Origin of the sequence: Geodermatophilus siccatus (assembly GCF_900103785.1) — a bacterium.
GTDB lineage: Bacteria > Actinomycetota > Actinomycetes > Mycobacteriales > Geodermatophilaceae > Geodermatophilus > Geodermatophilus siccatus.
Genome location: NZ_FNHE01000004.1, coordinates 366,734 through 379,719 on the forward strand (window position 1 = coordinate 366,734; position 12,986 = coordinate 379,719).

Genomic DNA, 12,986 nt, shown 5'->3' on the forward strand with positions numbered 1-12,986 from the left:
CGTCCCGTCGCCTCAGGAGGTGTGGTGGACCTCCTGCAGGCGGTAGACCGGGGTGGGGACGTCCTCGTACCGGGCCTTGAGCTGCAGGGCCAGGTACAGCGAGTAGTGCCGTGACTGGTGCAGGTTGCCGCCGTGGAACCACAGCGCCTCCTGCTGGGTGGGCTTCCACATGTTGCGCTGCTCGCCCTCCCACGGACCCGGGTCCTTGGTGGTGTCCGAGCCCAGGCCCCACACCTTGCCCACCTTGTCGGCGACCTCCTGGGAGATGAGGTCGGCCGCCCAGCCGTTCATCGACCCGTAGCCGGTGGCGTAGACGACGAGGTCGGCGGGCAGCTCGGTGCCGTCCTCGAGGACGACGGAGTCCTCGGTGAGGTGGTCGACCTGCCCGTGCGCCAGCTTCACCTCGCCGTCGGCCACGAGGTCGGCGGCGCCCACGTCGATGTAGTAGCCCGAGCCGCGGCGCAGGTACTTCATGAACAGGCCGGAGCCGTCGTCGCCCCAGTCCAGCCAGAAGCCGGCGTCGGCCATCCGCCGGTAGAAGTCGGCGTCGCGCTCCTTCATCTGCTCGTACAGCGGGATCTGGAACTCGTGCATGATCCGGTACGGGATCGAGGCGAAGACCAGGTCGGCCTTCTCGGTGGTCACCCCCGCCGCCAGCGCCCGCTCGGAGTAGAGGTCGCCGAGGCCGATCTCCATGAGGCTGTCGCTCTTCACGATGTGCGTCGAGGTGCGCTGCACCATCGTCACGTCGGCGCCGATCTCCCAGAGCGCGCCGCAGATGTCGAACGCCGAGTTGTTGCTGCCGACGACGACGACCTTCTTGCCCTTGTACTCGTCGGGCCCGGGGTGGGCCGAGGAGTGGTGCTGCTCGCCGCGGAAGACGTCCTGGCCGGGCAGCCGGGGGACGTTCGGCTTGCCGGACATGCCGGTGGCCAGCACCAGCTGCTTCGGGCGCAGGGTGAGCGGCTGACCGTCGCGCTCGACCTCCACGGTCCACTCACCGGCCGACTCGTCGTAGCTCGCCGAGCGCGCCACGGTACTGCCCCAGTAGGGCACCTCCATGACCGTCACGTAGGACTCGAGCCAGTCGCCGATCTTGTCCTTGGGCGAGAACACCGGCCAGTTGTCCGGGAACTTCAGGTAGGGCAGGTGGTCGTACCAGACCGGGTCGTGCAGGCACAGCGACTTGTACCGGCTGCGCCACTGGTCACCGGGGCGGGCGTGCTTGTCGATCACCAGGGCCGGGACGCCGAGCTGCCGCAGCCGGGCGCCGAGGGCGATGCCGCCCTGGCCGCCGCCGACGACGAGCACGTACGGCTGGGTGGTGTACCCGAGCTCGGCCTCCTCCTGCTCCCGGCGCTCCCGCCAGGTGGTGCGCTCGCGGTTCGCGCCGTGCTCCGCGCCCATCGGCCGGCGCTCGCGCAGCGGCTCCTCGTGCCCCTTCAGCTCGTACAGCGTGGTCAGCAGCGTGAACGCCTTCGTGCCCCCCTCCTGCAGCCGGAGCATCCCGCGGCCGCGGCCGACCGCGGTCTCGAACTCGATCCAGGCCGTGGTGGTCCCGTCGGCCTCGGTCGGCTCCTCGGTGGTGCGGAACCCGCGTGGGTCGGTGCGGTCCAGGGTCGCGGTCAGCAGGTCGCGGACGCCGTCGGTGCCCTCGACCGTGGTGATGTTCCAGGTGAAGGCGATGAGGTCGCGCCAGAAGCTCGTCGCGGCGAACATGCCCGCCGCGCGGTCGACGTCGCGGGCGGTGAGCGCCTCCTCGAACGCGGCCAACCAGGCGTCGGTGCGCTCGGCGGGGGAGCCGGTGGTGCCGGGTCGTTCGGCGGTCTGGGTCACCGGTCCTCCCCGCCGGCGCTCGTCGGCCAGGTGCCCTGGGTCGCTCTGCTCATTGCTGCCCTCGCAAGCTCGGTCACTGTGCGCCTCCTGCGTCGTCGTGGGGCGGTGGTGACCCAGGACACCCGCCCATCGGGACGGGCGGCAGCCGTTGCAGGGGGTTGCACGGCATATGGTCGTGGCGCAGGTCACAGTGGAGGAGCTGCCGATGACCGCCGTCCAGAGCGCCCTGCCGCCCGGGGCCGACCCGCGGGTGCACACCCGGCTGCTCGCGCGCGTGCGCGCCGCGGCCCTCTCCGGGGGCACCCCGCCCGCCGCGCCCCGTCCGGTGATCGGCGCGTCGTGGCGCCGGCTGCGCGGCAGCGGGCTGGACCCCTCCCGCACACCGGACGTCGTCCCGCTGGACGGCGCCGCGCTGGAGCGCCGCCGCGCGGAGAGCGGGCTGGCCCCGCTCCTGCCCCTGCTGCGCGAGCGCCTGCTGCCGGTCGCCCGCGACGCCGGGCAGGTGCTGGTCGTCGTGGACGCCGGGTGCCGGGTGCTCTGGCGGGAGGGCGGCGCCGAGGTGCGCCGGCGGGCCGACCGGCTGGGCTTCGTCGAGGGCTCCTGCTGGGACGAGGACGTCGTCGGCACCAACGCCATCGGCACCAGCGTGGTGGTCCGCGCCCCGCTGCAGGTGCACGCCGCCGAGCACTACGCCGAGGGCCACCAGCCCTGGACCTGCGCCGCCGCCCCGCTGCGCGACCCGGTCACCGGCCGGGTGCTCGGGGTGGTCGACCTCTCCGGCCCCGCCTCGACGGTGCACCCGAGCACGATCGCCCTCGTCGACGCCGTCGCCGCGCTGGCCGGGCAGGAGCTCCAGCAGGCCCACACCCGGCACGTCGAGCGACTGCGGACGCTGGCCGCGCCGATCCTCGCCCGGCTGACCGGCCCGGCGCTCGTGGTGGGCGTCGACGGCTGCACCGCTGCCGCGGCCGGCCTGGCCGCGCCCGATCGGGTGGCGCTGCCCGAGGAGGTGCACGCCGGTCCGGTGTGGGTGCCGGCGCTGGGCCGGTGCACCGTCGAGCCGCTGCCCGGCGGCTGGCTGCTGCGGCCGTCCGGCCCGGCGGACGACGACCGGCCGGCGGGGCTGGTGCTCGACCTCGCCGGCCCCCGCCCACAGGTGCAGGTGACCGGGCCCAGCGGCAGCTGGACGGCCGGGCTGAGCCTGCGGCACGCCGAGATCCTGCTCGCCCTCGCCCGGCACCCGGCGGGGCGCTCGGCCGCCGCGCTCGCCGCGGACCTCTTCGGCGACCCGACCCGGACGGTCACCGTGCGCGCCGAGGTCTCCCGGCTGCGCCGCACGCTGGGCTCGGTGCTGCTGACCCAGCCCTACCGGGTCGACGAGGACGTCGCCGTCGAGGTCCGGCTGCCCACGCCGGCCGCCCGGCTGCTCCCGGCGTCGACCGCGCCGCTGGTGGAGCGGCTGCGGCGCGGCTGAGGAAGGACCCCCGTCCCCCTCCGAGGAGGCATCAGGGCTCGCGGCGGGACCCCGCAGGGGGCCGGGCCGGCGCGTCGGGCTCCTCGGGCAGGTGGGTGCGGGCCCACAGCGCCGCGGACGTGCGGTCCCGGACGCCGATCCGCTGGAAGACGCTGGTCAGGTGCGCCTTGACGGTGCTCTCCCGGATGCCCAGGCGGCGGGCGATCTGCTTGTTGGCCAGGCCGCGGCCGACCAGGGCGAGCACCTCCTGCTCCCGGTCGGTGAGCTCGGCCGCGCGGGCCGGGCCGCGCCGGGCGTGCAGCACGGTGCGGGCCACCCGGGGGTCGAGCGGGGAGTGGCCGCGGGCGGTGGAGCGGATGGCGGCGAGCAGGTCGGCCGGCTCGGTGTCCTTGAGCACGTAGCCGCCGGCGCCGGCGTCCAGGGCCTCGATCACGCGCTGCCGGTCGGAGAAGGAGGTGAGCACCAGCACCTCGACGTCCGGGTGCTCCTCGACGATGCGACGGGTGGCCCCGACGCCGTCGAGCACCGGCATGGACAGGTCCATCAGCACCACGTGCGGCGCCAGCCGGGCCACCTGCTCGACCGCCTCGGCCCCGTCGGCCGCCGTCCCGACCACGCGCATGTCGCCGGCCGCGGCGATCAGGCCGGACAGGCCGGTGCGCATGAGCGCGTGGTCGTCGACGACCAGCACGTCGATCACGGGGGCGTCGATCACGGGCGGGGGACCTCTAGTCGCAGCGTCGTCCCGGCACCTGGGGCGGTGTGCACGGCGAGGGTGGCGCCGGCTGCCGCGGCCCGGTCGGACAGCAGGCGCAGCCCGAGGTGGCCCTCGCGCGAGCGGGCGGCCGCCGGTGCGACGTCGAAGCCGACGCCGTCGTCGGCGACCTCGAGCACCAGCTGCCCGGGCCGCTGCGCCACGGTGACGGCCACGCTGCTCGAGCGGGCGTGCTTGACCACGTTGCGCAGCGCCTCCTGGGCGGTGCTCAGCAGCAGCGTGGCGGTCGCGGGCTCGACCTCGAGGTCCTCGGCGACGGCCAGGCGCACCGTGATGCCCCGTGGCCGCAGCCGCGCGGTGAGGTCGGCCAGGGCCCCCGGCAGCCCGGCCCCCTCGAGGGTCGGCGGGTGGATCTCGACGAGGAGGGAGCGCAGCGAGCGCACCGCCTCCCGCAGCGCCCCGGCGGCCTGGCCGAGCACCTCGGCGACCTGCCGGTGCTGCCCGCGGTCGCGGCCGGTCGCCAGGTCGTCGGCGGCGCGGGCGACCAGCAGCGCCGAGGCCGAGACGTCCTGGACGACGCCGTCGTGCAGGCTCCCGGCGATCAGCCGGCGTTCCTCGGTGGAGACGTCCAGCGCCCGCGCCTGCAGCCGCTCGCGCTCCTGCTGGGTGGCCCGCAGCTGGGTCACCATGCGGCGGGCCAGCGGCAGTTGGACGACGACCAGGGTGAGCAGCACGACCATCGAGATCGGCGCGAACCGGACCCAGATCTCGAAGCGGCGCTCGGTGGCCTCCGAGTACTCCGAGTAGGTCTCCAGGAGCAACGGCTCGCCGTCCGGGCCCTCGATCAGGCCGTAGACCTCCAGCAGCCGACCGGCCGAGTGCTCGAAGCGGTTCTCCGGGCGGCTCAGGTCGCTGACCGCGGCGCGGGTGACGCCGTCGCGCAGCGTCTGCCGGTCGGCGTCGTCCAGGGGGTAGGTCAGCCCGATGAGGCGCGCCTCGTCGGAGTAGACGACACGGCCCTCGGCGGTCCAGATCTTGACCCGCAGGACGGGGGTCTGCGCCAGCCGCTCGCGCAGCGCGGCGTCGACGGCGGCGACGGTCGCGGGGTCGCCGGCCACCAGCCGCTCGTCGACGAGGGGCTGCACCAGGACGGCGGCCAGCAGGTCCGTCGTGCGGCGGGCGTCGGCGAGGGCCTCGTCCTCGGCCGCCTCCACGCCGGCCCAGAGGCCGCCGGCCAGCAGCAGGACGACGGCGACCAGGTTGGCCAGCACGAAGCGCAGCACCACCCGGCCCACCGACGGGGACGCCGGCCGGGGGCGGGTGCCGGCCGCGCCGTCGCCGAGCACCACCCACCCCGGGTCCACCGCGGGCGCGACGACCGTCGTCGGCTCCGTCGCCATCGCACCCCCGCTCGGCGCAGGCGTGGCACGGGCCTGCGGGGGAGTTGTGCCATCCCGCGGTGGCGGCGCGCAAGGCACCGGTCGGCGGGGTGCCCCGGACGGGGGGACGGCGGAGCGGACCGCGGGCCTCACCGCAGGACCCGGAGCCACACCCGCCGCAGCAGGCGGCCGTCGCGATCCGGAGCGGCGGTGTCCGCCGGGCAGGCGCCGTCCGCGGCGGACCGGCTGCGGGCCAGGACGGACTCGAGGGTCTGGGCCAGCACCGTCGGGGTGCCCGGCGGCACGACGGTGCCGGCGTCGAGCAGGTCGGGGCGCGACGCGAGCGGCGTGGCCACCACGGGGCGGGCGCTGGCCAGCGCCTGGGCCAGGGCCACCTCCGCGGTCGGCGCCACGCCGGTGTCGTCCCGGTGCGGCAGCACGAGGACCGCGCAGCCGTGCACCGCGGCCCGGACCGCCGACGCGGTCGGCCGGCCGCGGAAGTGCACCCGATCGGCGATGCCGAGGTAGGCCGCCTGGTCGTGCAGCACCCGCGACAGCGGTCCGGTGCCGAGGACCTCCACGGACAGCTCCGGGTGGTCGCCGGCGAGCATGCCGAACGCCGTCAGCAGGGTGTCGACCCCACCGGTGGGCACGAGCGGCGCCACGCACAGCAGCCGGCGCGGTGCGACGGGACCCGTCGCCATGGCCTCCCCCTCCCGGTCGGGACGGGGTCACTGCACCAGCGCGCCGGTCGGTGCCGCACCTGGACGGGGGTCGTACGACTCCTCCGGCCCGGGCGGTGGAGCCGGACCGGGTGGGGGGCCCGGCGCACCCCCCACCCCGGCGCTCACCCGGTCGGCGGCTCGTCCTCGCCGGACTCCTCGGCCGCGTCGGCCTCCTCCTTGGTGCGGTGCACCGCGCCGTCGGCGTGCTCCGGCGGGCCGTAGACGGTGTAGAGGACCAGCGGGTTCGGGCCGGTGTTGACGAAGTTGTGCTTCGTGCCGGCGGGGACGACGACGAGGTCGCCCTGCGCCACCTGCTTCTTGCTGCCCGAGATCCGCGCCTCCCCGGTGCCGCTGACGAAGGTGAGGATCTGGTCGATGTCCTCGTGCACCTCCTCGCCGATCTCACCGCCCGGCGGGATGGTCATGATGACCAACTGGGTGTTCTTGCCGGTCCACAGCACGCGGCGGAAGTCGTCGTACTTCTCCGCCTCGGTCGCGATGGTGTAGTGGATGACGGACGCCATCGAGGGCTCCTCTCGTCGGTCGGGCACGGGTCGGTGCAGCCGCGGCCCGGACGGGCCCGGCGGACGACGTCCCTCCTGCCCTCCGTCCGCGCTGCTCATTCCTGCGTCCCCCCACCCGCCGACGGGCCCCGGGTCCCACCGGCCCCCTCGCAGGGTCCGGCCGCGAGCCTGCGAGCGGCGGGGGAAGGGGGTCCTCCCTCAGCCGCGGCGCTCGAACAGGCCGACCAGGACGGCCGCGGCGACGTCGGCGTCCTCGGTGAGCCGGGCGGCCTGGCCGCGCTCGACGCGGGCGAGCATGAGCTCGTGGATGCCGCCGACCGCGGCGAGCACCAGGTCCGGTCCGACCGGGCGGACCTCGTCGGGGAAGCGGGCGACCAGGTCGTCGGCGGTCTCGCACAGCAGGGTCACGTAGCGGTCGAGGACGTCGCGGCGCAGCGCCAGCCCGCTGCGGCCGGCGGCCTGCACCTCCACCAGCACCGCCCAGGCGGCCTCCGGGCCGGAGGCGAGGGCGGAGAGCAGCGCCGAGACGGTGGCGTGCAGCCGGTCGCGCCACGGCAGCCCCGCCGCGGCGCCCTCCTGCTGGGTCCGGCGCAGCTCGGCGAGGACCTTGTCCGTGGCCCGGGAGACCAGCTCGAGGAGGCAGTCCTCCTTGTCGCGGAAGTGGGCGTACAGCACGGTCTTCGACACCCGGGCCACCCGCGCGATGTCGGCGACGGTCGTGGCGCGGTAGCCCTTCTCGGCCATGCAGGTGGCCAGGGCGCCGAGGATCCGGCCGCGGCGCTGGGCGTCGTCCACGGTCGGGTCGTCGCCGAGCTCGACGAGACCCCCCACGCGCGGGACTGTATCGGCCCTGGCCGGTGCGGGCCCCGCGCCGACGTCCGGTGTCCGGCGTGCGGCGTGTCCGGACCGGGCACACCGGCACGGTGACAGACCTCACCGGGCGGACCGGGAAGAGACGGCGGCGCTCGCGGCGTCCTCCCTGAGGTGACGACGCCGACCGCTCCCCGACCGACCGCCCGCGCCTACGCGGTGTGGCTCGTCGCGCTGGCCGCGTACACCGTCGCGGTCTTCCACCGGGCCTCCCTCGGCGTGGCCGGGGTCGAGGCCCAGGAGCGCTTCTCCGCCGGCGCCTCGGCCGTCTCGCTGTTCCTCGTGCTGCAGCTGGTCGTCTACGCCGCGATGCAGGTGCCGGTGGGAGTGGCGCTGGACCGCTTCGGCTCGCGCCGGCTCATCCTGGCCGGCGCGCTCACCATGGCCGCCGGTCAGGCGATCCTGGCGGTGGCCGGCGACGTGCCGACGGCGATCGCGGCGCGGGTGCTCGTCGGCGCCGGCGACGCCATGACCTTCGTCAGCGTGCTGCGGGTGGTCGGGTTCTGGTTCCCCGGCCGGACCATCCCGCTGATCACCCAGCTCACCGGCATCCTCGGCCAGTTCGGGCAGATCGTCGCGGCCTACCCGCTGGTCGCGCTGCTGCACTCGACGTCCTGGGAGGGCACCTTCCTCGGCGCGGCGGCGGTGAGCGTGCTCGTCGCCGTCCTCGTGGTCGTGGCGCTGCGCGACGCGCCGCCCGGCACCGACGTGGCCGCTCCGGCCGGGCTCGCCGAGGTGCGGCGCAGCCTGGCGCTGACCTGGCGGGAGCCGGGGACCCGCATCGGCCTCTACACGCACCTGGTCACCCAGTTCTCCGGCACCGTCTTCGCGCTGCTGTGGGGCTACCCGTTCCTGGTGCTCGGCCAGGGCCTGAGCCCGACGACCGCCGCCGGGCTGCTCACCCTGCTCGTGGTCGTGGGCATCATCGTCGGACCGCTGTTCGGCCGGCTGTGCGGCCGCTGGCCGCTGCGCCGCTCGTCGCTGGTGTTCGGCATCCTGGCCGCGACCGCCGCGATCTGGACCGTCGTGCTGCTGTGGCCCGGTCGCGCGCCGCTGCCGCTCCTGGTGCTGCTGGTGGTCGTCCTGGGCACCAACGGTCCCGGCTCGATGATCGGCTTCGACTTCGCCCGCACCTGGAACCCCGCCGAGCGGCAGGGCAGCGCCAGCGGCGTGGTCAACGTCGGCGGTTTCGTCGCCTCGCTGCTCACCGTCCTGGCCGTGGGCGCGGTGCTCGACCTGCTCACCCCGGGCGGTTCGACCGACTACTCGCTGGACGCCTTCCGCGCCGCGTTCGCCGTCCAGTACGTGTTCTGGGCGATCGGCCTCGTCGGCGTGGTCCGGCACCGGCGGCAGCTGCGCGCGCGGCTGGCCCGCGACGGCGTCGTCCTCGCGCCGCTGGTCGCCGCCGTCAGCGCCCGGCTGCGGGGGCGCTCCGCCTACCGCTGACCGGAGGACCAGCCCCCCACGCCTCGCAGGCTCGGCGGGCCGCTGACGGCCCCCGTGCAGGGGCCCGCCGCGAGCCTGCGAGGCGGGGGGGCAAGGGGGTCCTTCTCACGCCGCGTGGCCGATCCGGCACGCAGGTGGCGGACACCACCGTCGCGCCTCCTCGCCAGGCGCGCGGCCGCCCACCCGGTCCCCGCGGTCTGGCAGCGTCCGGCCCTCGGCAGGAACGGGGACGCAGGGAGGGGCGCGGTGTTCCGACGCAACGAGGTCCCGGCCGGTGGCGGGTCCGAGTCCGGGAGGCCGCCGTCCCCCGGGACGGCCCCCGCACCCTCCGGGCAGCTCGACGCCCTGCTCGAACCGCGACCGGTCTTCCGGGCCGCGCTGCGCGGCTACGACCGGCTGCAGGTCGACAACTACGTCGCCTGGGCCGAGACCGAGCTGCTCGCCGTCCGGCGGGCCAACGACGACCTGCTGACGCGCTACGGCGCCTGCTCGGCGGAGCTGGAGATCTCCCGCCGGCTGCTGGCCTGCTCCCCGGCCGGTCGCGAGCAGGTGCGCACCTCCGAGCGGGTCGGGGAGATCCTGCGGCTGGCCGCGGACGAGGCCGCCCGGCTGACCGAGGCCGGCGCCGCGGACGCCGACCGGATCCGCGGGGTCGCGCGGGCCGAGGCCGACGCGCTGCTGCGGCGGGCCCGCGAGGTCCGCGACGGCGCCGTCGCCGACTGCGAGCGCATGCGGGCGGAGGCCGAGGAGGCCCGGGCGGCCGCGGAGGAGGAGCTGGCGCAGGCGCACGCCGAGGTCCGCCGGCTGACCGCGCAGCTCGACGAGGTGCTGCAGGCCCTGGCAGGGGAGGAGCAACCCGCCCGCGCGCCGCTGGCCGGGTGAGCCGCTAGCGTCGGGCCCGACCGCCAGACCCCAGCGGGAGGTGCGCGTGGACGTCGTCGTCGGGCTCGACTCGGGGACGACGGCGACGAAGGCGGTGACCGCGGGTGTCGACGCCCGCGTCCGCGACCTGGTGAGCGTCGGCTACCCGCTGCTGGTGCCGGGCCCCGGCCGCGCCGAGCTCGACGCCGGCCGGCTGCAGCGGGCCGCGATCGAGGCGCTCACGGCCATCGCCGGGCACGCCCGCGAGCGCGGCGACCGGGTCGTCGGGATCGCGCTGTCGGCCGCCATGCACGGGGTGGTGCCGATGGACGGCGACGGCGCGCCGCTGGGGCCGCTGGTCACCTGGGCCGACGCCCGGGCCACCGAGTGGGCGCGGGCGCTGCACGCCGACGGGCGCGCCCCCGCCCTGCACGCCCGGACCGGCACGCCGGTGCACGCGATGTCGCCGCTGGTGAAGCTGTCCTGGGAGCGGGCGCAGGACGGCGGACGGGTGGGCGCGACACCGCGGTGGGGCGGGGTCAAGGAGCTCGTCCTCGCGGCGCTGTGCGGCGGCCCGCAGGTGGTCGACCGCTCGTGCGCCTCGGCGACCGGGATGTACGACATCCGCGCCGGCCGGTGGGACGACGAGGCGCTGGACATCGCCGGCGTGCGGGCCGACCAGCTCGGCGAGGTGCTGCCCACGACCGCGGTGCTGCCCGCCCTGCGCGCCGACGTGGCCACCGCGGCCGGGCTGCCCGCCGACACCCCGGTCGTCGTCGGGGCCTCGGACGGGGTGCTGGCCAACCTCGGCGTGGGCGCGGTGCGCCCGGAGGTCGCCGCGGTCTCGCTGGGCACCAGCGGCGCGATGCGGGTCGTCGTCCCCACGCCCCGGGTGGACCCCGGCCGCCGGCTGTTCTGCTACGCCCTCACCGACGAGCACTGGGTGCTCGGGGGAGCGGTGAACAACGGCGGGTCGGTGGTGCGCTGGGCCTCCATCGCCCTGGCCGTCGAGCCCGGGGAGCACGAGCCGCAGGGCGAGGAGGCCGACGCGCTCGACGCCCGGCTGCTCGAGGAGGCGGCAGACGTCCCCGCCGGGAGCGCCGGGCTGCTGTGCCTGCCCTACCTGCTCGGCGAGCGGGCGCCGTGGTGGCGCTCGGGCCTGCGCGGGGCCTACCTGGGGCTGCGCCGGGAGCACCGCCGGCCGCACCTCGTCCGGGCCGCGGTGGAGGGCGTCTGCCAGCAGCTGGCGCTGGTGCACGACGCGTTCGCCGCGAGCGACGCCCCGGTGCGGGAGGTGCGCGCCACCGGGGGAGCGGTGGCCTCGCCGCTGTGGGTGCGCACGCTCGCCGCCGCCCTCGACCTGCCGGTGCGGGTCGCCGACTCACCGGAGGGCACCGCCCTGGGCGCCTGCCTGCTCGGGCTGCACGCGCTCGGCGCGCTGCCCGACCTCGACGCCGCGACCGCGCTGGTGACCGTGCACGACCCGGTCGAGCCGGACCCGGCCGACGCCGCGGTCTACCGCGAGCTGCGGCCGCTGGTGGAGCGCTCCACCGACGCGCTGACCGACGTCCTGACCGCGCTGGACGCCCTCGACGACCCGCCCCACCCCGTCTGACCCGCCGTCCGATCCCCACGAGGAGGAACCCGTGCCCGAGGTCGAACCGGCGTTCGGTGCCGGCCCGCTGCTGCTCATCGCGGCCGCCGCGGTCGGCGTCCTGCTGTTCCTGATCATGAAGCTCAAGCTGCACGCGTTCCTCGCGCTGGTGCTGGTCAGCCTGCTCACCGCGCTGGCCACCCGGATCCCGCTCGAGGACGTCGTCACCACGCTGACCGGCGGCTTCGGCACGACCCTGGCCAGCGTCGCGCTGCTGGTCGGGCTGGGCGCGATGCTCGGCCGGCTGCTCGAGCACAGCGGTGGCGCGCAGGTGCTCGCCGACAGCCTGATCGGCCGGTTCGGGGAGAAGCGGGCGCCGCTGGCCCTCGGCGTGGCCGCGCTGCTGTTCGGCTTCCCCATCTTCTTCGACGCCGGGCTGGTCGTCTTCCTGCCGATCGTCTTCACGGTCGCCCGCCGGCTGGGCGGGTCGCTGCTGACCTACGGGCTGCCCACCGCCGGTGCCTTCGCGGTGATGCACGCCTTCGTGCCGCCGCACCCGGGGCCGGTCGCGGCCGCCGAGCTGGTCGGCGCCGACATCGGCCTGGTGCTGGTGTTCGGCCTGGTCGTCGGCCTGCCGACCTGGTACCTCGGCGGCTACCTGTTCGGCCTGTGGGCCGGCCGCCGCTACGACGTCGCGGTGCCGCACATCCTCGACGACGACGCTGTGCGGACGGCCGACGACGAACCCGACCCCTCGGTGGAGGGCACCTCGCCGGGCATCGCGTCGACCGGCGGGCGGGCCACGGAGACCGCGACCCGGCCGGCGCCGCCGCGCTTCGGCACGGTCGTCGGCATCCTGCTGCTGCCACTGGTGCTCATCTTCCTCAACACCGGGCTCTCCACGCTGGCCAGCGCGGGCGCGGTGGCCGAGGACTCGTTCCTGGTGCGCGCCGGTCAGCTGCTCGGCGCCACCCCGGTGGCCCTGCTCATCACCGTGCTCGTGGCGATGGTCGTGCTCGGCGTGCGCCGCGGGGAGAGCGGCGCCCAGGTCGAGTCGATCGTCAACAGCGCCCTGGGACCGGTGTGCGCGATCATCCTGATCACCGGCGCCGGCGGCATGTTCGGCGGCGTGCTGCGGGCCAGCGGCATCGGCCAGGCGTTGGCCGACGTCCTCGGGGACATCGGGCTGCCGGTCATCGTGGCGGCGTTCGTCATCTCGGTGCTGCTGCGGGTGGCGCAGGGGTCGGCGACGGTCGCGCTGACCACCGCCGCCGGGCTGATGGCGCCGGTGGTCGAGGCGACCGAGGGGCTCTCGCAGGTCGACCTGGCACTCGTCGTCATCGCGATCGCCGGTGGGGCGACGGTGCTGTCGCACGTCAACGACTCCGGCTTCTGGCTGGTCAGCCGTTTCTTCCGGATGGACGAGAAGACGACGCTGAAGACCTGGACGGTCATGGAGACCCTGCTGGGCACCATCGGTTTCCTCATCGCGCTGGTGCTGAGCCTGTTCCTGTGAGCCGGTCCCTCTCGCCCGCCGCCGATCGTGGCGCGGTGACCACCGC

At 76.0% G+C, this 12,986-nt stretch carries 11 protein-coding genes; 5 read left to right on the forward strand and 6 right to left on the reverse strand.

What is annotated here, in order from left to right:
• Nucleotides 1–12: 12 nt before the first annotated feature.
• Nucleotides 13–1,836 (reverse strand): flavin-containing monooxygenase, encoded by a 1,824-nt coding sequence (locus BLS21_RS10305; RefSeq protein ID WP_091217334.1) that lies wholly within the window; start codon nucleotides 1,834–1,836, stop codon nucleotides 13–15.
• 205 nt (nucleotides 1,837–2,041) lie between these two features.
• Between BLS21_RS10305 and BLS21_RS10310 the strand changes: the two genes are divergently transcribed.
• Nucleotides 2,042–3,310, forward strand: coding sequence for a GAF domain-containing protein (locus BLS21_RS10310; RefSeq protein ID WP_091217651.1), 1,269 nt, complete (start codon nucleotides 2,042–2,044; stop codon nucleotides 3,308–3,310).
• A gap of 31 nt (nucleotides 3,311–3,341) precedes the next feature.
• Here the strand turns inward: BLS21_RS10310 and BLS21_RS10315 are convergent, their stop codons facing one another.
• From BLS21_RS10315 to BLS21_RS10335, 5 genes are all read right to left on the reverse strand, one after another.
• Complete coding sequence (locus tag BLS21_RS10315) at nucleotides 3,342–4,025, reverse strand: response regulator (protein ID WP_281241928.1); 684 nt, start codon at nucleotides 4,023–4,025, stop codon at nucleotides 3,342–3,344.
• Entirely contained in the window at nucleotides 4,022–5,425 is a 1,404-nt protein-coding gene (locus BLS21_RS10320; RefSeq protein WP_091217337.1) for a sensor histidine kinase, read from the reverse strand. Before BLS21_RS10320 ends, BLS21_RS10315 begins: the two co-directional genes overlap by 4 nt.
• A 128-nt stretch (nucleotides 5,426–5,553) precedes the next feature.
• A complete protein-coding gene (locus tag BLS21_RS10325) occupies nucleotides 5,554–6,108 on the reverse strand; it encodes a glycosyltransferase (protein ID WP_091217340.1) in 555 nt (184 codons plus the stop codon).
• Nucleotides 6,109–6,251: 143 nt separating this feature from the next.
• A complete protein-coding gene (locus tag BLS21_RS10330) occupies nucleotides 6,252–6,653 on the reverse strand; it encodes a cupin domain-containing protein (protein ID WP_091217342.1) in 402 nt (133 codons plus the stop codon).
• Between the two features lie 198 nt (nucleotides 6,654–6,851).
• Nucleotides 6,852–7,484: a TetR/AcrR family transcriptional regulator gene (locus BLS21_RS10335; RefSeq protein ID WP_091217345.1), complete on the reverse strand. Its 633-nt coding sequence runs from the start codon at nucleotides 7,482–7,484 to the stop codon at nucleotides 6,852–6,854.
• Between the two features lie 153 nt (nucleotides 7,485–7,637).
• Here BLS21_RS10335 and BLS21_RS10340 point away from each other — a divergent pair, with 153 nt between their 5' ends.
• From BLS21_RS10340 to BLS21_RS10355, 4 genes are all read left to right on the forward strand, one after another.
• Nucleotides 7,638–8,969 (forward strand): MFS transporter, encoded by a 1,332-nt coding sequence (locus BLS21_RS10340; protein ID WP_091217348.1) that lies wholly within the window; start codon nucleotides 7,638–7,640, stop codon nucleotides 8,967–8,969.
• Between the two features lie 246 nt (nucleotides 8,970–9,215).
• Nucleotides 9,216–9,851, forward strand: coding sequence for a DivIVA domain-containing protein (locus BLS21_RS10345; protein WP_091217351.1), 636 nt, complete (start codon nucleotides 9,216–9,218; stop codon nucleotides 9,849–9,851).
• 46 nt (nucleotides 9,852–9,897) lie between these two features.
• Nucleotides 9,898–11,445, forward strand: coding sequence for a gluconokinase (locus tag BLS21_RS10350; RefSeq protein ID WP_091217354.1), 1,548 nt, complete (start codon nucleotides 9,898–9,900; stop codon nucleotides 11,443–11,445).
• 31 nt (nucleotides 11,446–11,476) lie between these two features.
• A complete protein-coding gene (locus BLS21_RS10355) occupies nucleotides 11,477–12,940 on the forward strand; it encodes a GntP family permease (RefSeq protein ID WP_091217357.1) in 1,464 nt (487 codons plus the stop codon).
• The last annotated feature ends 46 nt before the right edge of the window (nucleotides 12,941–12,986 follow it).